The sequence below is a fragment of the Geodermatophilus obscurus genome (assembly GCF_900115395.1).
In the GTDB taxonomy this organism is placed as follows: Bacteria; Actinomycetota; Actinomycetes; order Mycobacteriales; family Geodermatophilaceae; genus Geodermatophilus; species Geodermatophilus obscurus_B.
This window is the reverse complement of record NZ_FOWE01000008.1, coordinates 13,362-33,375: the sequence shown is the minus strand read 5'-3', so window position 1 is coordinate 33,375 and position 20,014 is coordinate 13,362. Positions and strand designations below refer to the sequence as shown.

Sequence of the window (20,014 nt, the reverse complement as noted above, 5' to 3'; positions counted from 1 at the left end):
TCAGGGGCTCCTAGTACGCGAAGGAGAGGACGTCGTCGTCGGCGCGCTCGTCGTCGGACCGGTCGTCGTCGGACCGGCCGTCCGTGCGCGTGCTGCCCACCGCGGGCGGCGTCGGCGTCGTGTCGCCGGTGGTGACGCCGCGGCGGAACAGTCGGACGAGGATGGCCAGCTCGACCACCGCCAGGGCGCCGTAGAGCAGGCCCAGGCTGATCAGCGAGGTCCACACCTCGGCGACGGTGACGCCGGGGGAGACGGCCTGGGCGGTGAAGAACCACACCTGCTCGTCGACCGGGACGTCGGGGTTGGGGTACACGACGAAGGGCTGGCGGCCGATCTCGGTGAACACCCAGCCGGCCGCGTTGGCCGCGAACGGCGCGCCGACGGCGACCAGCGAGCCGTAGACGCCGATCCGCGACGTCGGGACCCGGCCCCGGCGGGTGGCCCACAGGGCGTAGGCGGCCACACCGGCGGAGACGCCGCCCAGGCCGATCATCATCCGGAAGCTCCAGTAGGTGGCCGCGAGCACCGGGGTGTAGTCGACCGGCTCGCCGGCCCGCTCGCCGAAGGACGGGTCGTCGGGGTAGGTCTCGCCGTAGACGGCGGCGTACTCCTCCTGCAGCTCCTCGATGCCGGGGACGGGGGAGGAGAAGTCGCCGTGGGCGAGGAAGGACAGCAGCCCCGGGATGGTGTAGCTGTGCACGTCGTCGCACTCGTTGCTGCCGAGCTTGGCCCAGGCGAACACGGAGAACGGCGCCGGCGCCTCGGTCTCGCAGAGCGCCTCGGCGGAGCTCATCTTCAGCGGCTGCTGGTGGTACATGAGCTTGCCCTGCCAGTCACCGGTGACGGCGACCAGCACGAACGCGGCCAGCGACACCCACCCGCCGACGCGCACCGAGCGGCGCCACACCGTGTCGTCTACCCGCCCACCCGAGACGTCGGTGGTGGAGGCGCCGGCCAGCTTCCGCTTGCGCAGCTGGTAGAGGCCGATGCCGACCAGCAGGGCGCCGGCGACCACGAGCGCGGCGACGATCGCGTGGGTGAAGGCGGCCAGGGCCGTGTTGTTGGTCAGCACGGCGAGGAAGTCGACCTGCTGCGGGCGGCCGTCCTCGCCGACGACGACGCCGACCGGGTGCTGCATCCACGAGTTGGCCGCGATGATGAAGTACGCGCTGACGATCGAGCCGATGACGGCGGCCCACAGCGAGGCCAGGTGCAGCTTCTTCGGGATGCGCCCCCAGCCGAAGATCCACAGGCCGAGGAAGGTCGACTCGAGGAAGAACGCGAGCAGCGCCTCCATCGCCAGCAGCGAGCCGAAGACGTCGCCGACGAAGCGCGAGTACTCGCTCCAGGCCAGGCCGAACTGGAACTCCTGCACGAGGCCGGTGGCCACGCCGAGCACGAAGTTGACCAGGTAGACGCGGCCCCAGAAGCGGGTCATCCGCAGCCACTCCGGCTTGCCGGTGCGCACCCACATCGTGTGCATGACCGCGACCAGGATCCCCAGTCCGATGGTCAGCGGGACCATCAGGAAGTGGTAGACGGTCGTGATGCCGAACTGCCAGCGGGCGACGTCCAGCGTGTCCATGCCCAGGAGGTCCACGGAACCTGCTCCTCACCTGTCGGGCGCGGTCCCGACACCTCCTTTCTACGCCTCGTAGAACTCTGTTTCTACATCCCGTAGAACGAGTCGGGGTGAGGTGCGCGACAGGGTCCGTGCGGCCGGTGGCGCGGCCGTTCTACGCTGGGTAGAACCGACCGGCAGGAGGAACCGTGGCGTCGCTGGGTGACCTGGAGCGCACCGTCATGGGCGTGCTGTGGGCGGCTGACGGCCCGGTGGCCGCGGCCGAGCTGCGCGACGCCCTGGCCGACCGCGAGCTGGCCCTCACCACCGTGCACACGGTGCTGTCGCGGCTGGAGGGCAAGGGCTTCGTCCGCCACGACGACGCCCGGCCGCGCCGGTTCCGCCCCACCGCCACCCGCGAGCAGCACGCGGCCGAGCTCATGCACGAGGTGCTCGGCGCGTCGGCCGACCGGCAGGCGGTGCTGGCGCGCTTCGTCGGCGGGGTCGACCCGGAGGAGGCCCGGCTGCTGCGGCAGCTGCTGGCCGAGAGCTGACGTGCTCCCCGCCACCGCGGCCGCGCTCGCCGTGCTGGCCGCGCTGCTGGCGTGGCCGGTACCGGCGCTGCTGGGCCGCGCCCGCTGGCCGCGCCGCGACCCGCTGGTCGCCCTGGTCTGCTGGCAGGCGATCGGGCTGGCCGGCGGCCTGTCGATCATCGGCGCGCTGCTGGTCCACGGCCTGGCACCCTGGGGTCACTCGCTGCCCGAGGCGGGCTGGGCGGTGCTCACCGGGCAGCCCGCCCGCGACCCGGTCCGCGGCGACCACTGGGTCGCGCTGACCCTGGCCGCCGTCCTCGCGGCCGAGCTGCTCGGCGTGCTCGCGCTGTCGTGGGCGCGCACCGCCCGCGCCCGCCGCCGGCACCGCGAGCTGCTCGAGCTCGTCGTCCGGCCCGCCGACGCCGTCCCCGACGCGCGGCTGCTCGAGCACCCGGCGCCGGTGGCGTTCTGCATCCCCGGCGCCCGCCCGCTGCTGGTGCTGTCCTCCGGCATGGTCGCCGAGCTCGACGACGCCCAGCTCGCCGCCGTCGTCGCCCACGAGCGGGCGCACCTGGCCGAGCACCACCACCTCTACCTGCTGCCGTTCGTGGCCTGGGAGGCGGCGCTGCCGGTGCTGCCGGCGGCGGCGCGGGCGCACGCCGCCGTGCGGGAGCTGGTCGAGATGCGCGCCGACGACCGTGCCGTGGCCTCGCTGGCCGGCCCGGACCCGCGGCGCACGCTGGCGCAGGCGATCGTCCTCGCGGTCGGCGGAGCGGCCGGGGGAGCCGGCGGCGTGCCCAGCGGCGCGCTGGCGGTCGCCGGCGGCGCGGTGTCCGCCCGGGTGGCGCGGCTGCTCGGCCCGCCGTCGCCCCTGCCGGCCGCCGCCCGCGCCGCCGCGCTGGCCTGCGCGGGCCTGCTGCTGCTGGTCCCGACCGTCCTGCTCCTGGCCCCGGCCCTGTAGCCGGGCACGTCCGCGGAGATGCACCGTGTACTTCCGCGGAAGTGCTCAGACGCGGGCGGCGGACAGAGGGGTCGGGAAGTCGGCGCCGGTCAGCTCGGCCGACGCCGTCCACAGCCGGGCCGCCAGCCCGGGGTCGCTCGCCGCGCGGCTGCGCCCGACCAGTGTCGGCTGGCCCCGGAGCTCGAAGGCACCCTCCGGGCCGGCGTAGCTGCCGCCGGGCAGGTCGGCGGTGGCCGCGAACAGCGTGGGCAGCGCGCCCTGCTCGCCGGACTGGGCGACGACCCGGTTGCCCAGCGCCATGGCCGCGTGCTTGACCCGGTTGCCGGTGTGGCCCTGCAGGTTCGTCGCCGACCAGCCCGGGTGGGCCGCGGTGGCGCGCACCGGCGAGCCGGCCGCGGTCAGCCGGCGCTGCAGCTCCAGCGTGAACAGCAGGTTGGCCAGCTTGGAGGCGCCGTAGGCCCGCTCGGGGGAGTAGGGGCGGCGCTCCCAGGCCAGGTCGGTCAGGTCGAGACCGCCCATCCGGTGCGCGCCCGAGGACACGGTGACCACGCGGTCGGCGACGTGCGGCAGCAGCAGGTTGGTGAGCGCGAAGTGGCCGAGGTGGTTGGTGCCGAACTGCAGCTCGAAGCCGTCGGCGGTGCGGCCCCGCGGGACCATCATGATCCCGGCGTTGGCGACCAGGACGTCGAGCCGGCCGGTCCAGGCGCCGGCGAAGGCCCGCACCGAGGCGAGGTCGGCCAGGTCCAGCCGGCGCACCTCCACCTCGCCGGTCAGCCCGGCGGCGGCGGCCTCGCCGCGGGCGACGTCGCGGACCGCGAGCACCACGCGGGCGCCCGCCGCGGCCAGCGCACGCGCGGTGGCCAGGCCGAGGCCGCTCGTCGCGCCGGTGACGACGGCGGTGCGGCCGGCCTGGGAGGGGACGGTGAAGGGAGGAGGTGTCATGCGGATGAATGTAGTCGCTGACAACAATGTAGGCAACGTCTACAGGGGACTACCCTCTCCGGACGTGACCACGGCCGAGCAGCCCTACCACCACGGTGACCTGCGGGCCGCCCTGCTGGAGCGGGCGGCCCAGCGGTTGCGCACGGGCACCGTCGCCGACCTGTCGCTGCGCGCCCTGGCCCGCGACCTCGGCGTCAGCCATGCGGCACCCAACCGGCACTTCCCCGACCGGCAGGCTTTCCTCGCGGCGCTCGCCGGCGCCGGCTGGGAGCGGCTCGACGCCGCGCTGTCGGCCGCCGACCCCGGCCCCGGGGCGGGGCTGCGCCCCCGGCTGCTCGCGCTCGGCCGGGCCTACGTGCGGTTCGCCACCGACGAGCCCGCCCTGCTGGAGCTCATGTTCGCCGGCAAGGCCGCCGGAGGCAGCCACGAGGGCCCGGGCCTGTCCGGGCCGCAGGCGGTGGTCACCGACGCGCAGGCCCGTGGCGAGGTGCGCCCCGGCGACCCCGGGACGCTCGCCACCGCGCTGTGGGCGGCCCTGCACGGGGTGGCCGCACTCTCGGTCAGCGGCGCCCTGCCCGGGGCCGACGTCGACCCGCTGCTCGAGCAGACCGTCGACGGCCTGCTCGACGGCCTCCGCCCCCGCTGAGCCCGGTCAGCCCGGGACCGCGGAGGTCGCGTTGCCCGGCAGGGGTGCGAACCGCCGCAGCCGCAGGCTGTTGGTGACCACGAACACCGAGCTCAGCGCCATCGCCGCACCGGCGATCATCGGGTTGAGCAGCCCGGCCATGGCCAGCGGGATCGCCGCGACGTTGTAGGCGAACGCCCAGAACAGGTTGCCCTTGATCACCGCGAGCGTGCGGCGGGCCAGCCGGACGGCGTCGGCGGCGGCGCGCAGGTCGCCGCGCACGAGGGTGAGGTCGCTGGCCTGGATGGCGACGTCGGTGCCGGTGCCCATCGCCAGCCCGAGGTCGGCCTGGGCGAGCGCGGCCGCGTCGTTGACGCCGTCGCCGACCATCGCCACGGTGTGCCCCTCGGCCTGCAGCCGCCGGACGGCGTCGACCTTCTCCTGCGGCAGCACCTCGGCCACCACGTCGTCGATGCCGACCTCCGCGGCCACGGCACGGGCGGCGGCCGCCGAGTCGCCGGTGAGCAGCACCGGCCGCAGCCCCAGGTCGCGGAACTGTCGCACGGCGGCGGCGGAGGTCGGCTTGACGGTGTCGGCGACGACCAGCACGCCGCGCACCGCGCCGTCCCAGCCGACGGCGACCGCGGTCCGCCCGGCGGCGTCGGCGGCGGCCACCGCCGCGGTCAGCTCCGCAGGCGGCGCCCCCACCAGTGCCGGCCGGCCGACGACGACCGCCGTGCCCTCGACCGTGCCGCGCACGCCCAGCCCCGCCTCGGCCCGGAATCCGGCGACGGCCGGCAGCGTGCCGGCCCGCTCGCGGGCGGCGGTGGCGACGGCGGCCGCGATCGGGTGCTCGGAGGCGTCCTCCAGCGCGCCGGCGCGGCGCAGCACCTCGGCCGCGTCCTCGCCGTCGGCGGCGACGACGTCGACCAGGCTCATCCGGCCGGTGGTGACCGTGCCGGTCTTGTCGAGCACCACGGTGTCCACCCGGCGCGTGGACTCCAGCACCTCGGGTCCGCGCACCAGGATGCCCAGCTGCGCGCCGCGGCCGGTGCCGACCATGAGCGCGGTCGGCGTGGCCAGCCCGAGCGCGCACGGGCAGGCGATGATCAGCACGGCCACGGCGGCGGGGAACGCCCCGGCCAGCCCGGCGCCGGTGCCGATCCAGAAGCCGAGGGTGGCGGCGGCGAGCGCGAGCACCACGGGCACGAAGACCCCGGAGACGCGGTCGGCCAGCCGCTGCACCTGGGCCTTGCCGTTCTGCGCCTCCTCGACCAGCCGGGCCATCTGCGCCAGCTGGGTGTCCGCGCCGACCCGGGTGGCCCGCACGACCAGCCGGCCGCCGGCGTTGACCGTCGCCCCGACGACGGCGTCGCCCGGCCCGACCTCCACCGGCACCGGCTCACCGGTGAGCATGGAGGCGTCGACGGCCGAGGAGCCCTCGACCACCTCGCCGTCGGTGGCCACCCGCTCGCCCGGGCGGACGACGAACAGGTCGCCGGGGTGCAGCGCGTCCACCGGCACCCGGGTCTCGGCCCCACCGCGCAGGACCGACACCTCGCGGGCGCCCATCTCCAGCAGCGCCCGCAGCGCCGACCCGGCACGCCGCTTGGCGCGTGCCTCGGCGTAGCGGCCGGCCAGCAGGAACGTGGTCACCCCGGCGGCGGCCTCGAGGTAGACGTCGCCGCTGCCGTCGGTGCGGGTGACGGCGAGGGAGAACTCGTGCGTCATGCCGGGGTCGCCGGCGGTGCCGAGGAACAGCGCGTACAGCGACCACAGGAACGCCGCACCCGTGCCGAGCGACACGAGGGTGTCCATGGTGGCCGCGCCGTGCCGCAGGTTGGTCCAGGCGGCGCGGTGGAACGGCAGCCCGCCCCAGACGACGACCGGCGCGGCCAGGGTGAGCGACAGCCACTGCCAGTGGTCGAACTGCAGCGCCGGCACCATGCCCAGCAGCACGACGGGCACGGTGAGCACCGCCGAGACCACCAGCCGGGTGCGCAGCGCGGCGTCCGGTCGGAGGACCCCGTCCTCCTCACCCCTCGCAGGCTCGGGGCGAGCCTCTGGACGGGGCCGAACGGGCTGGGCGGTGTAGCCGGTCCTCTCGACGGTGGCCACCAGGTCCTCGGGCGTCACGCCGTCGCCGTAGACCACGCGGGCCTTCTCGGTGGCGTAGTTGACCGTGGCGGTGACGCCGTCGAGCCGGTTGAGCTTCTTCTCGATGCGGGCCGCGCACGAGGCGCAGGTCATCCCGCCGATCGTGAGCTCGACCTGCGCGGTCACCGGGCGGTCACCGTGACGGCGGCGGTGCGGACGACGTCGCCGTGCCGGAAGTCGAAGAACAGCCGGTGGTCGCCGGCCGCGGGCACCTCGACGGCGAAGCGGACCTCCGCGCCGGTGGCGGCGGTCGGGTGCACGTGCAGGTAGCCGAGGTCGCCGGCGCGCAGCGCGACCAGGTGGCCGCGGGCGCCCAGGTACGGCTGCAGGTCGGTCACCGGGACGCCGTCGCGGGCGACGGTCACCACCACCTCGGACTCCTGCCCGGCGACCAGGTCGCCCTCGACGGTGACGGTGTAGCCGTCGACCTCCGCGGTCGGGGACGACGCCGGCAGCGGCACCGGCTCGCTCGCGCCGCCGACGGCGAGGTCGGCACCGAGCACCAGCCCGGCGTCGTGCGCGGTCGGCGTCGAGTCGGCGACCACCCGCCAGGAGCCGGGGGCCAGCGCGACCGTCGTCGTCCAGGTGCCGTCGGGCGCGAGGGTGGGGTGCAGGTGCTGGTAGCCGCTCAGGTCGCGGCGCACGACGACGAGGTGCAGGTCCTGCTCGTGCACGGTCTCGTAGGCGGTCACCGGGGCGCCGTCGGGCCCGAGCAGCCGGAACGACAGCGGGACGGCGTCGCCGGAGGGCAGCGCGTCGGCGGCCAGGTCGAGCGTGTGGCCCTCCGCGGAGACCGCCAGGCCTGCGGGCAGGTCGTGCTCCGCCGCGGCGGCCTCGTGGGAGTCCGCTCCGGCGTGGCCGGCGTCCTCGGCGTGCGCGGGGGGCGGCGCGGCGCCGACCGGGCCGGCGAGCGCGCCGGCGCCCCACCCGGCGCCGAGGACGGCGGCCAGGCCCAGGGCGGTGGCGGCGAGCCGGACGGGGGTGCGCATCAGCGGCCGACGACCTCGTAGCCGGCCTCCCCGACGGCGGCGCGCACGGCGTCGTCGTCGAGCGGGGCGTCGCTGGTGACGGTCAGGCCGCCGCTGGGCAGGTCGACCTGCACGCCGGTGACGCCGGGCAGGCCGCTGACCTCCTCGGTGACGGCGGAGACGCAGTGCTGGCAGGTCATGCCGGTGACGGTGTAGGTGGCGGTGCTCACGGGGTCCTCCGGGGGGTGGGCGTGGGTCAGGAGCGGACGAGCCGGGCGATGGCGGCGGAGGCCTCGCGCACCTTGGCGTCGGCCTCCGGGCCACCGGTGGCGACCGCCTCGGCGACGCAGTGGGAGAGGTGCTCCTCCAGCAGGCCCAGGGCGACCGACTGCAGGGCGGAGTTCACCGCCGAGACCTGCGTGAGGATGTCGATGCAGTACTTCTCGTCCTCGACCATCCGCTGCAGGCCGCGGACCTGCCCCTCGATGCGGCGCAGCCGCTTGAGGTGGTCGTCCTTGCGGTGGATGTACCCGTGCACGTGGGCGGGTGCGGTCTCCGGGTCGGTCACACCGCTCACTGTACCCCTACCCCCCAGGGGTGTCAGGTGCCGTCGTCCGGCGGGACCTCGTGCGGGCCGGCGCGGAGCCGGTCGACGGTGTCGCGCAGCCGGTCACCGGTGGCGCGGGCGTCGGCCAGCTCGTCCTGCAGGCCGACGATCACCTCGGCCGAGGCGAGCGGGTGCCCCTCGTCGAGCAGGCCGCGCAGGCGGGCGGCGAGCAGCAGCTGGTGGCGGGAGTAGCGCCGGTGGCCGCCGGGGGAGCGGTGGGGGTGCAGCACGCCCGACCCGTCGAGGCTGCGCAGGAAGGCCGCCTGCACCCCGAGCAGTGCGGCGGCCTGGCTCATGGTGAGCGCCGGGAAGTCGGGGTCGTCGAGCCGGCGGACGGCGTCGGCCGCGGGGTCGGCGGGCTCGGGGCCGCTGTCGGCCGGACTGCCGGCCGGGCTGCCGTCGGTGCTCACGGGGACTCCTCGCAGGACGTGCTCCGGGTGTCGCCCGGAACGGCGCGGGGCCGGGCCGTGGTGGCCCGGCCCCGCGGGGGTGCCGATCGGTGCGCCGGTCAGCCCTCGACGGCGCGCTGCTCCTCGGCGCCGGTCCCGTGCTCGATGGTCCGGCCCTCGACGGCGGCCGGCACGTCGGCGCGGGTCACGGTGATCTTGCGGGACCGGGCCTTCTCGGCCACCGGGATGCTCACCGTGAGCACGCCGTCGTGGTAGCTGGCCTCGAGCCGGTCGGTGTCGAGGCTGCGGCCCAGGACCAGCTGCCGCGTGTAGGAGCCGTACGGGCGCTCCGCGACGGCCCACTCGGCGTTCTCCAGCTGCGGTACCGAGCGCTCGGCGCTGACGGTCAGCGTCGTGCCCTCGATGGACAGGTCGATCGAGCCGGGGTCGACGCCGGGCAGGTCGAAGTGGGCGACGAACTTGTCGCCGACCCGGTAGGCGTCCATCGGCATGCCCGACAGGGCGCGGGCGGTGCCGGGGCGGCCGGCGAGCTGGTCCAGCGCGCGGAAGGCGGCGGACGTGGCGGCGAACGGGTCGTAGGCGGTCAGCATCATGGCTGGTGCACCTCCTGGGGTGTGCTGGTCGTGTTCGCTGCCCGAGGCAGAACCTCAAGTGGCGACTGGAGAATACCTCGATCGCACACCCATGTAAACGTCCTTCGGGAGAATTTGTTTCTGGGTCGTCCCGTCCTGGCGGATCCAGCCGGCCGCCACCTCCGGGTGACGGGTGCCGGCCCGTCGCACGGCATCATGACCCCGTCAGGGATCCGGAACGGATCCGGTCGAGGACGGAGGACACCCGTGGCCGACAGCCTCCCGCCGGTGGTCGTGCGCATCCACGAGGAGGTGCTGCGCCGGAACCCCGCCGAGCCGGAGTTCCACCAGGCGGTCCGTGAGGTGCTCGAGTCGCTGGCCGTCGTACTCGGCCGGCACAGCGAGTACACCGAGATGAAGACCGTCGAGCGGATCTGCGAGCCCGAACGGCAGGTCATCTTCCGGGTGCCCTGGCAGGACGACTCGGGCGAGGTGCAGATCAACCGCGGCTTCCGCGTCGAGTTCAACTCCGCGCTCGGCCCCTACAAGGGCGGGCTACGCTTCCACCCGTCGGTCAACCTCGGCATCGTCAAGTTCCTCGGCTTCGAGCAGGTCTTCAAGAACGCGCTCACCGGCATGCCCATCGGAGGTGGCAAGGGCGGCTCGGACTTCGACCCCAAGGGCCGCTCCGACGCCGAGGTCATGCGCTTCTGCCAGTCCTTCATGACCGAGCTGTACCGGCATCTCGGTGAGTACACCGACGTGCCCGCCGGCGACATCGGCGTCGGGGCGCGCGAGATCGGCTACCTGTTCGGCCAGTACAAGCGGATCACCAACCGGTACGAGTCCGGTGTCATCACCGGCAAGGGCCTGGGCTGGGGCGGTGCGCTGGTGCGCACGGAGGCCACGGGGTACGGGGCGGCGTTCTTCGCCGAGGCGATGATGGAGGCAGCCGGGGAGTCCTTCGACGGCAAGCGTGTCACCGTCAGCGGGTCGGGCAACGTCGCCGTCTACGCGATCGAGAAGGTGCACCGGCTCGGAGGCACCGTCGTCGCTTGCTCGGACTCCAGCGGCCACGTCGTCGACGAGAAGGGCATCGACCTCGAGGTCCTCAAGCAGGTCAAGGAGGCGGAGCGGGCCCGCATCGACGCCTACGCCGACCGCGTCCCGTCGGCGTCGTTCGTGGCCGGCGGCAGCATCTGGGACGTGCCGTGCGACGTCGCGGTCCCCAGCGCGACGCAGAACGAGCTCGACGGCGATGCCGCCGCCGTCCTGGCGCGCAACGGCTGCCGCTACGTCGTCGAGGGCGCCAACATGCCTGCCACTCCCGAGGCGGTGCGGGTGTTCCGGGAGGCCGGGGTCGCATTCGCGCCGGGCAAGGCGGCCAACGCCGGGGGAGTGGCCACCTCCGCGCTGGAGATGCAGCAGAACGCCTCGCGCGATCGGTGGACCTTCGAGCACACCGAGGACCGGCTCGAGGAGATCATGCGCGGCATCCACGAGCGGTGCGCCGCCACCGCCGAGGAGTACGGCTCCCCGGGCGACCTGGTCCTCGGCGCGAACGTCGCCGGGTTCCTCCAGGTGGCCGAGGCCGTCCACGCGCACGGGCTCATCTGAGCCGCGCGGGACGGAGGCTCCGGGCATGGGATGCCCGGACACCGGGCAGTGCGTCCCCATGGACGAGTCCGTACCGCCCGGCGACCAGCCCGCCGACCACGACGACGGTCCCGAGGTGACGGCCACCCTCGACGGCGACGTCAGCCGGGTGACCGTCACCGGTGAGCTCACCGAGGCAGCCCGGCGGCCCCTGGTCCGTGCGGTCACCGACCAGATGCTCTCGGTGCCCACGCTCGGGCGGCTGGAGATCGACCTCGCCGGGGTGACGTTCATGAACTCCGCGGGGATGGCCGTCCTCGTGCAGCTGCAGCGGATGACCTCGCCGCGGGCGGTCACCGTCGCCCTGGTCTCGCCGCCCGTGGCCGTCGCCCGGCCGCTGCAGCTGACCGGTCTGTGGCGGCGCTTCGAGGTCGTCGAGGACGGCGCCGGCCCGGCCGACGGGGGTGGCTCGCCGCCGTCGGGCGCGCAGACCCGGCGGCCCGACGGCCCCGGCGGCCGCAGCGCCTGACCCCGGTGTCGTGCGGTGCGGGGGACGCGGCGGCTCCTAGCCTGACCGGGTGCCACCCTCTTCCCACGCCCACTCCCACGGCCACTCGCACGGGTCCGACCCCGACGCGGCGCCGCCGAGCGCGGAGACGCTGACCCGCCGGCGCCGGGCCGTCTGGCTGATGCTGCTGCTGCTCGTGCCGGCCGGCCTGGCCACCCTCGTCGGGCTGGTCGTGCTGTGGCCCGGCGACGGCCCGACCCGCGCCCAGCAGGTGGCCGAGACCTACCTGCCGCCGGGCACCACCTACGCCGACGGCCGGATCGTCTCGCTGCAGACGCTGCCGTGCGGGGAGGCCGGGACCGCGCAGGCGACGTGCGCGACGGCCGTCGTCGAGGTCCTCGAGGGCGATGGCGCCGGGGAGTTCCAGCAGGTGGACCTGCAGGCCGACGTCGTCGCCAACGGGGTCGGCGAGGGCGACACCGTCGTGCTCTCCCGCGACCCGGGTGCCGAGGGCGGCCCGAGCTACCAGTTCTACGACTTCGCGCGGTCGACGCCGATGCTCGTGCTGGCCGTCGCGTTCGCCGTCGTCACCGCGGCGGTGGCCCGGCTGCGGGGGCTGGCCGCGATCGTCGGGCTGGCGTTCGCGTTCTTCGTGCTCATCCGGTTCGTGCTGCCCGGGATCCTGGAGGGCTCCTCGCCCACCGCGGTCAGCCTGGTCGGGTCGGCGGCGATCATGTTCGTCGTCCTCTACCTCGCGCACGGCTTCTCGGCCCGGACGACGACGGCGCTCGTGGGCACGCTGTTCGGGCTCGCGCTGGTGACCGTCCTGGGGGCGGTGTCCGTGGCGGTCGCCCGCCTGACCGGGCTGACCAGCGAGGAGACCACGACGCTGGCCACCTTCGACCCGACGCTGGACTTCTCCGGCCTGGTGATCGCCGGGGTCGTCGTCGCCGGGCTCGGCGTGCTCAACGACGTCACGATCACCCAGGCCTCGGCCATCTGGCAGCTGCACGAGGTCGACCCGGCGATGGGGTGGAGGGAGCTCTACCGCCGCGGCATGACGGTGGGCCGCGACCACATCGCCTCCACCGTCTACACGATCGTCTTCGCCTACGCCGGGGCCGCACTGCCGCTCCTGCTCCTCTTCGACCTCTACTCCCAGCCGGCCGGCACGATCGTCACCAGCTCGGCGATGGCCGAGGAGGTCGTCCGGACCCTGGTCGGCTCGATCGCGCTGGTGCTGGCCGTGCCGGTGACGACGGCGGCCGGCGCGTTCTTCGCCACCGCGGCCCGGACGGCGGCCGGCGCGGACCCGGAGAAGCGACTGTCGGCACTGCGTGCGAGGTTCGCCCGATGAACACGAGCACTTCCCGGCCCCACCAAGGACCACCTGCCCCCCACCGCTCGCAGGCTCGCAGCGGGCCCCTGCAGGCGGCCGGGTCCGACGCCGAGCTCGCGAGGCGGGAGGGGGACGGGGTCCTCCGACTGCTGGCCGCCGCGGAGGCGGCACCTGGTTTCATGCCCGCCGACGAGGGCCGCGCCCTCTACGAGGCCGCCCGCGCCGTCGCGGTGCCCGGGCCGCTGCTGGAGGTCGGCTCCTGGATGGGCAAGTCGGCGCTGTACCTCGCCGCGGCCGCCCGCGAGACCGGGCGGCAGGTGGTCACCGTCGACCACCACCGCGGCTCCGAGGAGCACCAGCCCGGCTGGGAGTACCACGACCCGTCGCTGGTCGACCCCGCCGTGGGGCGGATCGACACGCTGCCGCGGTTCCGCCGCACCGTCGCCGAGGCCGGCGCGGAGGACGTCGTCGTCGCCGTCGTGGCGCGGTCGGAGGTCCTCGCCCCGCTGTGGTCGACCCCGCTGGCGCTGCTGTTCCTCGACGGCAGCCACACCGAGGAGTCCGCGCGCCGCGACCAGGACGCCTGGGTCGCCAAGCTCGCCGTCGGCGGGACGCTGGCCATCCACGACGTGTTCCCCGACCCGGCCGACGGCGGCCAGGCGCCGTTCGGCGTCTACACGCGGGTGCTGGCCTCCGGCGACTTCACCGAGCTGCCCGGCACCGGCTCGCTGCGGCTGCTGCGCCGTGTCCGCTGATGCGCTCGGGGCGGTGCGGGCGGCCGCCCAGGCCCAGGTCGAGGCGCTGACCCGCCAGTTCGACGAGATCGTCGCCGCGTCGCAGGCGTCCAACGCCGACGACGAGCACGACCCGGAGGGCGCGACGATCGCGTTCGAGCGCCAGCAGGTGGCGGCGCTGCTCGAGCAGGCGCGCCGCCGGCTGGCCGACGTCGACGCCGCGGTGACCGCCGTCGAGGCCGGTACCTACGGGCGCTGCGAGACGTGCGGCCGGGCGATCGCCCCGGAGCGGCTGGCCGCACGGCCCACCGCCCGCACCTGCATCAGCTGCGCCCGGTGAGCCGGTCGTCGGCCCTCTCGCAGGGGCCTGCCGCGAGCCCGCGAGCGGTGGGGGGCGAGGGGGTCCTTCAACTGACGTAGCGGCGGGCGGTGGAGCGGCGCTGGACGGCGTCGAGCGCGGCGAAGCGGGCCTCGGCGTGGGCGGGCAGCACCCGCCGTTCGCGCACCACCCACGGGATCCCGCGGACGGCGGCCAGCAGCCCCTGCGCGGTCACCCGGTCGCGGGGGAGGGTGCCCAGCAGGTGCAGCGTGCGGCGCAGCGCCGGGCGCAGCGGGCGCCGCAGCCACGTCGTCCAGAGGGTGTTGCGGATGCCGTCGCGGCGGCGGCGGTGGGAGTCGCGGGCCTTCGACGCCTGGTGGTGCACGGTGAGCTGCGGGAGGTAGCACAGCTCCCAGCCGGCGGCGGCGAGGTCGCCGGCCATGAGCTCCTCCTCGCCCCCCAGCCACAGCCGCTCGCAGAAGCCGCCGACCTCGAGGAACGCCTCGCGGCGCACCACACTGGCGCCGGCGAGGAAGGAGCCCAGCGCCGGCCCGGGCAGCCACTCGGCGCCGCGGACGGGGGAGTCGCGCAGCTCCGGCACGATCGGGTCCTCCCGCGCCCCGGGCTCGACGAGGATCCGCGCGGTCACCACCGCCAGCCGCGGATGGGCGTCGAGGACGTCGGCCGCCGTCCGCAGCGACCCCGGGTCCCACCACGTGTCGTCGTCGCAGAAGGCGACGTAGGGCGTCGACAGCCGGGCGATACCGACGTTGCGGCCGATCGCGCCCAGGTTCTCCGGGCTGGCCACGAGCTCGACGGCGGGGAAGCGCTCGGCGACCGCCTCCGCCGTGCCGTCGGTGGAGCCGTTGTCGACGACCACCACGTGCGGCCGCTCGGGCAGCGCCAGCAGGCGGGAGAGGGCCAGCATCACCTCGTCGCGCCGCTGGTGGGTGATGACGACGACGGCGACGCGGGGGTCCGCGGAAGGACCTCCCTGCCCCCCGTCGCTCGCAGGCTCGCGTCGGGCCCCTGCAGGGAGGCCGGCGGTGGCGGTCACCGTGCCAGCAGCCGCAGGTCGGCCAGCACGGACCCCGGCACCACGCGGCGGCGGCGCAGCGCGGCCGGCAGGTCGGGCAGCGCCCGGCGCAGGCCACGGCGTTCCGGCGCACCGGCCCTGACCGCGGCGGCCACCGTGCGGGCGACGTCGCGCGCCGGCAGGCGCATCACCGCGGTGAGCACCTTCGAGCGTGAGATCGCCGCCCGCCGGGCCGCGGCGTCGTGCCGGCGGGTCGAGGGGTGGTGGTGCACGGTGACGGAGTCGACGTAGGCGATGTCCCACCCGGCCGCCGCCAGGTCCAGGGACAGCCGCTCCTCCTCCCCGGGGAAGCGGACCACCGGGTCGAACCCGCCGACGGCGAGGAAGGCGTCGAGGCGGACCATCGCCGCGCAGCCGATGAAGCCGAGCAGCCGCGGGCCCGGCAGGTGCGGCGGGGTGCCCAGCGGGCTGGCCGCGAGCACCGGGCACAGCGGGTCCAGGCGCTCCTCCGGGCCCACCAGGACCCGGGCGTTGAGCACCGCCAGCCGCGGGTGGGCGCGCAGGACCGCCGCCGCCCGGGCGAGGTCGCCGGGCGCCCACCACGAGTCGTCGTCGGCGAAGGCCACGAACTCGGTGCCCGCGTGCCCGGCGCCGATGGTGCGGGCCCGGGCGCCGACGTTCTCGGCGAGGGGCAGCACGGTCACCTCCGGGAGCGCGGCCCGGACGGCGTCGACGGTGCCGTCGGTGGAGCCGTTGTCCACCAGCACCACCGGCGCCTCGTGCCGGGGCAGCGTCGCGAGCAGGTCCTCGCGCCGGTCGCGGCTCATGACGACGACGGTGACGCCGTCGGGGCTCGCGGGCGGACGGTGGCGGGGCCGGGCCCACGTGCTCGTCACGGCTGCCCCCTGCCCGGCAGCGGCGCCGCCGAACCGGGGGTGTCCACGGTGCCCGGCGCCGGGAGCGCGGCCGGGTCGGCGAACAACCCCGACGCCGGGCCGGTGCCCGCCAGCGCGTCGACCGCCAGCACGACCGCGGCCGCCGTCCAGGTGGGGCGCTCCACCGGCCAGCGGGCGTCGTCGGCGTAGACCAGCCCGGTCCAGTAGGAGCCGTCGTCGTGGCGCAGGTGCTGCATGGCCGCCACCTGCTCGCGGGCGGCCTCCGGCTGCCCGGCGACGACGAGCGCCAGGGCCAGCTCGCAGGTCTCCGCGCCGGTCACCCAGGGGTGGTCGGCGACGCAGCGCGTCCCCAGCCCCGGGACGACGAAGCGGTCCCAGTCGGCGGCCAGCCGCGCGCGGGCGGCCTCGCCGGTGACGGCGCCGGCGAGCACCGGGTAGTACCAGTCCATCGAGTACCGCGACCGGTCGGCGAAGGCCGCGGGGTCGGTGCGCAGCGCGGTGCCGAGGCCGGTGACCGCCAGCTCCCAGTCCGGCTGCGGCTCCCCTGCCAGCCCGGCCAGCGCGATGCCGCAGCGCAGCGCCTGGAAGAGGCTCGCGTTGCCCGTCAGCAGCGCGGTGTCGTCGGGGGTGCCGTCGGGTCGCATCGCCCAGCCGACCGCGCCGCTGTCGAGCTGCATGCGCACCACGAGGTCCAGCCCGCGCCGCACGACCGGCCACAGCCCGGACACCACCGCCTCGTCCCGCGTGGTCAGCCACGAGTGCCACACGCCCACGGCCAGGTAGCCGGCGTGGTTGCTCTCGACGGCGGGGGAGGTCTCCGCGCCGCCGCGGTACTCGGCGGCCCAGGAGCCGTCGGGACGCTGACGACCGGCCAGCCACCGGTAGGCCGCGACCGCCCGCTCGTGCTCACCGCCGACGTCGAGCGCCATCGCCGCCTCGACGGAGTCCCACGGGTCGAGCTGCCCGCCGCGGAACCACGGCAGCGACCCGTCGGCCCCCTGCTCGGCGGCGATGCTCGCGACGGTGCGCCGCACCGCCGCGGCGTCGAGGACGCCGGGCAGCTCGGGCAGGTCAGCGCGCGGCAGCGGTCCGCTCCCGCTCGCGGGCGGCCGCCGGCCGCGCGACGGCCGGCTTGTCCGCGTAGACGACGAGGCTCTTGCCGATGAGCGGGTCGAGCACCCGCTCGGCCACCCGCGTCACCCACGGCCGCCGGGTGAGGTCCCAGACCAGCAGCCGGTGGTAGGCCCGGACGACGGCGGCGTCGCGCTCGACGCCGACCGCGCACTTGAGCCACCAGAACGGCGCGTGCAGGGCGTGCGCGTGGTGCTGCCGGCCGGGTGTCAGACCCGCCACCGACAGCCGCGCGCGCAGCGCGTCACCGCGGTAGATGCGGACGTGGCCGCCCTCGTTGGCGTGGTAGGCGTCCGACAGCGCCCAGCAGATCCGCTCGGGGCCGAAGCGCGGCACGGTGACCGCGACCCGCCCGCCCGGCGTGAGCACGCGGGCGATCTCGGCCATCGCGCGGGCGTCGTCGGGGACGTGCTCGAGCACCTCCGAGGCGATGACCCGGTCGACGCTCGCGTCGGGGACGGGCAGGTGCCGCAGGTCGCCGCGCACCACCTCGAACCGGGCACCGGCCGGCGCCTCGCCGGCCTCGGCGATCGCGCCCAGCCACCGCTTGGTCGTCTCCACCTCGGACACGCCCCAGTCGAGGGCGACCACGCGGGCGCCGCGCCGGTAGGCCTCGAACGCGTGCCGGCCCTCGCCGCAGCCGAGGTCGAGGACGGTCATGCCCGGCCGCAGGTCGAGCAGGTCGTAGTCGACGGTCAGCACGGGCGACCCTTCCGTTCCAGCACCTCGGTGTACCAGTCGGCCGTCCGCTCCGCGGTGGAGCGCCACGTGTAGGTGGTCAGCACCCGCCGGCGGCCGGCCCGGCCGAGCTGCTCCTGCAGCGACGGGTTCTCCAGCACCAGCCGCAACGCCGCGGTCAGCTCGTCGACGTCGCCGGCCCGCACCCGCAGCCCCGCCTGCGTGCCGACGACCTCCGGCAGCGCGCCGGCGTCGGTGGTGACCAGCGGCGTGCCGCAGGCCATCGCCTCCACCGCCGGCAGGGAGAACCCCTCGTAGAGGGAGGGGATGGCGGCCACGGTGGCCGTCTGCAGCAGCCCGACCAGGTCGGCCTCGGGCAACGGGCCGGTGAAGCGGACGGCGTCGCGCAGGCCCAGGCGGTCCAGCGCGGACTCGGCGGGGCCACCGGGCCGGGCGGTACCGACGACGGTCAGCCGCACCGGCCGCTCGGTGCGCAGCTTCGCCACCGCCTCCAGCAGGTGCACCAGGCCCTTGAGCGGGACGTCGGCGCTGGTGGTGACCACGATCGAGTCGGCCTCGCGGAGCCGGTCGGCCGGCGGCGGGGTGAAGACGCCGGGGTCGATGCCGACCGGGACGACCTCGACGGCCGACGCGGGCACGTGCAGGTGGGTCTCGATGTCGCGGCGGGAGCTCTCCGACACCGTGGTGACGGCGTCCAGCCGCGGCGCCACGCGGGCCTGCATCGCGGTGAAGCCGTACCAGCGGGTGAGCGTCAGCCGGCGGCGCAGCGACGGCGCGGCCGCGAGGTCGAGCCGCCGGTCGATGGCCACCGGGTGGTGCACGGTGGCCACCGTCGGGACGCCGGCGCGGACCAGCCGCAGCAGCCCGTAGCCGAGGGACTGGTTGTCGTGGACGACGTCGAACTCGTGAGCGCGGGGGAGCAGTGCGCGGGCCGCGCGGAGGGTGAAGGTGAGCGGCTCGGGGAACCCGGCAGTACACATCGCCGCGAACTCCAGGACGTCGATCCCGTCGCGGAACTCCGAGGGCCGCGGCGTGCGGAACGGGTCGGGCTCGCGGTAGAGGTCCAGGCTGGGCACCCGGGTCAGCGGGACGCCGTCGTCGAGCTCCGGGTAGGGCTGGCCGCTGAGGACCTCGACGGCGTGACCGAGCGCGGTCAGCTCGCGCGACAGCGCCCGCACGTACACGCCCTGCCCGCCGCTGTGCGGCTTGCTCCGGTACGACAGCAGTGCGATCCGCAGCCGTCGTCCCATGCGCCGGACCCTACCGACCCCGCACCGTCCGCCCGCCTGACAGGGTGACCGGCGTGATCCGACACGTCGTCCACTTCACCTGGTCCGACGCCGCCGACGAGGACCGCCGGGCCGCGACGGTCGCCGCGCTGCGCCGGCTGCCCGAGCAGGTGCCGGGGTCGCTGGCCTTCACCGTGGCGCCCGACGCCGGCCTGGTCGAGGGCAACGCGCACACCGTCCTGGTGGCCGACTTCCCCGACGCCGGGGCCTTCCGCCGCTATGCCACCGACCCGGTGCACCTCGAGGTCATCGCCGAGCACGTCCGCCCGTACCTGGCCGCGCGCAGCGCCGTCCAGTACGAGGTGTGACCCGTCCGGGCGGTCGACCTGCGGGGTCGTCCCGCCGCCATCAGCGTCCGACCATGATCACCAGCCGTCGTCTGCGTGCCCCCGCCGGCCTGGCCGCCGCGGTCCTGCTGAGCGCGTGCGGTGGTGGCGACGTCGAGGGCAGCGCCTCGCCCGCGTCGCCGGCGTCGGGGTCGCCCTCGGAGTCGGCCGGGGCGTCGGAGTCGGTGTCGTCGGGGGCGCCGTCGTCGGGGACGGACCTGGCCCCGGGGCTGCTGCCCGCCGACGCGTTCGGCCCCGGCGCCCAGGTCACCCCGATTCCCGAGCAACAACTCGAGCAGAGCGCCGCCGGCGCCTCCACCGAGGGACTGCAGGTGACCCCGCCCGAGTGCGACCAGGCCGTGCAGGGCACCCAGCCCTCCTTCGACGAGTACGACGACGTCGCCGCGCAGGTCGCCGTCCTCGGGACGACCACCACGGTGCAGGCGCTGACGTCGGGCGGGCCGGCGGAGGACGCCGTGGCGAACTTCGACGACCAGCTCGGGGCCTGCCGCTCGGTGCAGCTGACCTCGCCGGAGGTCGGCACCGTCACCGTCGCCTTCGACGAGATCGACGTCCCCGACCTCGGCGACGGCTCCGCGGGCATCAGCTCCACCACCACCGCGACCGGGCCCGACGGGCAGCAGGTGACCGTGCCGGCGCTGGTGGGCGCTGTGCACGACGGCGAGCGGGTGGTCGTCCTGGTCACCACCGACACCGGCGGTGGCCGGCTGGACCCGACGGCGTTCACCGGTCTGCTCCGGGAGGCCTACGACACGCAGGCCGAGGCCCTCGACTGACGGGTCCG

General features: G+C 75.8%; 23 protein-coding genes. 10 read left to right on the top strand and 13 right to left on the bottom strand.

What is annotated here, in order from left to right; genetic code table 11:
* Nucleotides 1-10 precede the first annotated feature (10 nt).
* Nucleotides 11-1,600 carry a cytochrome ubiquinol oxidase subunit I gene (locus BM165_RS16280; RefSeq protein ID WP_244274279.1) on the bottom strand — a complete coding sequence of 530 codons (1,590 nt, stop codon included), beginning with the start codon at nucleotides 1,598-1,600 and terminating at the stop codon, nucleotides 11-13.
* 170 nt (nucleotides 1,601-1,770) lie between these two features.
* Here BM165_RS16280 and BM165_RS16275 point away from each other — a divergent pair, with 170 nt between their 5' ends.
* On the top strand, nucleotides 1,771-2,115 hold the full coding sequence (locus tag BM165_RS16275; protein WP_075014608.1) for a BlaI/MecI/CopY family transcriptional regulator: 345 nt from the start codon (nucleotides 1,771-1,773) through the stop codon (nucleotides 2,113-2,115).
* Nucleotide 2,116: 1 nt separating this feature from the next.
* Entirely contained in the window at nucleotides 2,117-3,055 is a 939-nt protein-coding gene (locus BM165_RS16270; RefSeq protein ID WP_075014607.1) for a M56 family metallopeptidase, read from the top strand.
* Nucleotides 3,056-3,100: 45 nt separating this feature from the next.
* Here the strand turns inward: BM165_RS16270 and BM165_RS16265 are convergent, their stop codons facing one another.
* Nucleotides 3,101-3,997: an oxidoreductase gene (locus BM165_RS16265; protein ID WP_075014606.1), complete on the bottom strand. Its 897-nt coding sequence runs from the start codon at nucleotides 3,995-3,997 to the stop codon at nucleotides 3,101-3,103.
* A gap of 64 nt (nucleotides 3,998-4,061) precedes the next feature.
* On the opposite strand from BM165_RS16265, the gene BM165_RS16260 reads away from it, so the two are divergent.
* Nucleotides 4,062-4,643, top strand: a complete 582-nt coding sequence (locus BM165_RS16260; RefSeq protein ID WP_075014605.1) for a TetR/AcrR family transcriptional regulator — start codon at nucleotides 4,062-4,064, stop codon at nucleotides 4,641-4,643.
* Between the two features lie 6 nt (nucleotides 4,644-4,649).
* Here the strand turns inward: BM165_RS16260 and BM165_RS16255 are convergent, their stop codons facing one another.
* The 6 genes from BM165_RS16255 to BM165_RS16230 form a co-directional block, all read right to left on the bottom strand.
* Nucleotides 4,650-6,905 carry a heavy metal translocating P-type ATPase gene (locus tag BM165_RS16255; protein WP_244274278.1) on the bottom strand — a complete coding sequence of 752 codons (2,256 nt, stop codon included), beginning with the start codon at nucleotides 6,903-6,905 and terminating at the stop codon, nucleotides 4,650-4,652.
* The gene (locus tag BM165_RS16250) at nucleotides 6,902-7,768 is read right to left on the bottom strand and encodes a hypothetical protein (RefSeq protein ID WP_075014604.1); all 867 of its coding nucleotides are present in this window, start codon (nucleotides 7,766-7,768) and stop codon (nucleotides 6,902-6,904) included. Before BM165_RS16250 ends, BM165_RS16255 begins: the two co-directional genes overlap by 4 nt.
* Entirely contained in the window at nucleotides 7,768-7,977 is a 210-nt protein-coding gene (locus BM165_RS16245) for a heavy-metal-associated domain-containing protein (protein WP_075014603.1), read from the bottom strand. Before BM165_RS16245 ends, BM165_RS16250 begins: the two co-directional genes overlap by 1 nt.
* 26 nt (nucleotides 7,978-8,003) lie before the next feature.
* The gene (locus BM165_RS16240) at nucleotides 8,004-8,315 is read right to left on the bottom strand and encodes a metal-sensitive transcriptional regulator (RefSeq protein ID WP_075014823.1); all 312 of its coding nucleotides are present in this window, start codon (nucleotides 8,313-8,315) and stop codon (nucleotides 8,004-8,006) included.
* Between the two features lie 32 nt (nucleotides 8,316-8,347).
* On the bottom strand, nucleotides 8,348-8,764 hold the full coding sequence (locus BM165_RS16235; protein WP_244274277.1) for a MerR family transcriptional regulator: 417 nt from the start codon (nucleotides 8,762-8,764) through the stop codon (nucleotides 8,348-8,350).
* A 98-nt stretch (nucleotides 8,765-8,862) separates the two neighbouring features.
* On the bottom strand, nucleotides 8,863-9,357 hold the full coding sequence (locus BM165_RS16230) for an Hsp20/alpha crystallin family protein (protein WP_083427422.1): 495 nt from the start codon (nucleotides 9,355-9,357) through the stop codon (nucleotides 8,863-8,865).
* A 246-nt stretch (nucleotides 9,358-9,603) separates the two neighbouring features.
* On the opposite strand from BM165_RS16230, the gene gdhA reads away from it, so the two are divergent.
* The 5 genes from gdhA (at nucleotide 9,604) to BM165_RS16205 (ending at nucleotide 13,853) form a co-directional block, all read left to right on the top strand.
* Nucleotides 9,604-10,953 carry an NADP-specific glutamate dehydrogenase gene (gdhA, locus tag BM165_RS16225; RefSeq protein WP_244274276.1) on the top strand — a complete coding sequence of 450 codons (1,350 nt, stop codon included), beginning with the start codon at nucleotides 9,604-9,606 and terminating at the stop codon, nucleotides 10,951-10,953.
* Nucleotides 10,954-11,011: 58 nt separating this feature from the next.
* On the top strand, nucleotides 11,012-11,461 hold the full coding sequence (locus tag BM165_RS16220; RefSeq protein ID WP_075014602.1) for an STAS domain-containing protein: 450 nt from the start codon (nucleotides 11,012-11,014) through the stop codon (nucleotides 11,459-11,461).
* A gap of 49 nt (nucleotides 11,462-11,510) precedes the next feature.
* A complete protein-coding gene (locus BM165_RS16215; protein ID WP_075014601.1) occupies nucleotides 11,511-12,797 on the top strand; it encodes a YibE/F family protein in 1,287 nt (428 codons plus the stop codon).
* 161 nt (nucleotides 12,798-12,958) lie between these two features.
* The gene (locus tag BM165_RS16210) at nucleotides 12,959-13,534 is read left to right on the top strand and encodes a class I SAM-dependent methyltransferase (protein WP_177225221.1); all 576 of its coding nucleotides are present in this window, start codon (nucleotides 12,959-12,961) and stop codon (nucleotides 13,532-13,534) included.
* Entirely contained in the window at nucleotides 13,524-13,853 is a 330-nt protein-coding gene (locus BM165_RS16205) for a TraR/DksA family transcriptional regulator (protein ID WP_075014600.1), read from the top strand. The genes BM165_RS16210 and BM165_RS16205 overlap by 11 nt, the downstream gene beginning before the upstream one ends.
* A 67-nt stretch (nucleotides 13,854-13,920) precedes the next feature.
* On the opposite strand, the gene BM165_RS16200 is transcribed toward BM165_RS16205, so the two are convergent.
* The 5 genes from BM165_RS16200 to BM165_RS16180 form a co-directional block, all read right to left on the bottom strand.
* Nucleotides 13,921-14,889, bottom strand: coding sequence for a glycosyltransferase family 2 protein (locus BM165_RS16200; protein ID WP_083427421.1), 969 nt, complete (start codon nucleotides 14,887-14,889; stop codon nucleotides 13,921-13,923).
* Entirely contained in the window at nucleotides 14,886-15,695 is an 810-nt protein-coding gene (locus BM165_RS16195; RefSeq protein ID WP_075014817.1) for a glycosyltransferase, read from the bottom strand. The genes BM165_RS16200 and BM165_RS16195 overlap by 4 nt, the downstream gene beginning before the upstream one ends.
* A gap of 65 nt (nucleotides 15,696-15,760) precedes the next feature.
* Nucleotides 15,761-16,798, bottom strand: coding sequence for a prenyltransferase/squalene oxidase repeat-containing protein (locus BM165_RS16190; protein WP_244274274.1), 1,038 nt, complete (start codon nucleotides 16,796-16,798; stop codon nucleotides 15,761-15,763).
* A 37-nt stretch (nucleotides 16,799-16,835) separates the two neighbouring features.
* Entirely contained in the window at nucleotides 16,836-17,597 is a 762-nt protein-coding gene (locus BM165_RS16185; protein WP_075014598.1) for a class I SAM-dependent methyltransferase, read from the bottom strand.
* Nucleotides 17,591-18,844, bottom strand: coding sequence for a glycosyltransferase family 4 protein (locus tag BM165_RS16180; RefSeq protein ID WP_177225220.1), 1,254 nt, complete (start codon nucleotides 18,842-18,844; stop codon nucleotides 17,591-17,593). The genes BM165_RS16185 and BM165_RS16180 overlap by 7 nt, the downstream gene beginning before the upstream one ends.
* 53 nt (nucleotides 18,845-18,897) lie before the next feature.
* Here BM165_RS16180 and BM165_RS16175 point away from each other — a divergent pair, with 53 nt between their 5' ends.
* On the top strand, nucleotides 18,898-19,191 hold the full coding sequence (locus BM165_RS16175) for a Dabb family protein (RefSeq protein ID WP_075014815.1): 294 nt from the start codon (nucleotides 18,898-18,900) through the stop codon (nucleotides 19,189-19,191).
* Nucleotides 19,192-19,244: 53 nt separating this feature from the next.
* Nucleotides 19,245-20,006, top strand: coding sequence for a hypothetical protein (locus BM165_RS24840; protein WP_075014597.1), 762 nt, complete (start codon nucleotides 19,245-19,247; stop codon nucleotides 20,004-20,006).
* Nucleotides 20,007-20,014: the final 8 nt, after the last annotated feature.

Excerpts from the sequence above, each read along its gene's own strand:
- BM165_RS16265 (WP_075014606.1), bottom strand. The coding sequence starts at position 3,997 with ATGACACCTCCTCCCTTCACCGTCCCCTCCCAGGCCGGCCGCACCGCC.
- BM165_RS16250 (WP_075014604.1), bottom strand. The coding sequence starts at position 7,768 with ATGCGCACCCCCGTCCGGCTCGCCGCCACCGCCCTGGGCCTGGCCGCC.
- BM165_RS16230 (WP_083427422.1), bottom strand. The coding sequence starts at position 9,357 with ATGATGCTGACCGCCTACGACCCGTTCGCCGCCACGTCCGCCGCCTTC.
- BM165_RS16220 (WP_075014602.1), top strand. The coding sequence starts at position 11,012 with ATGGACGAGTCCGTACCGCCCGGCGACCAGCCCGCCGACCACGACGAC.
- BM165_RS16210 (WP_177225221.1), top strand. The coding sequence starts at position 12,959 with ATGCCCGCCGACGAGGGCCGCGCCCTCTACGAGGCCGCCCGCGCCGTC.
- BM165_RS16195 (WP_075014817.1), bottom strand. The coding sequence starts at position 15,695 with ATGAGCCGCGACCGGCGCGAGGACCTGCTCGCGACGCTGCCCCGGCAC.
- BM165_RS16180 (WP_177225220.1), bottom strand. The coding sequence starts at position 18,844 with ATGGGACGACGGCTGCGGATCGCACTGCTGTCGTACCGGAGCAAGCCG.
- BM165_RS24840 (WP_075014597.1), top strand. The coding sequence starts at position 19,245 with ATGATCACCAGCCGTCGTCTGCGTGCCCCCGCCGGCCTGGCCGCCGCG.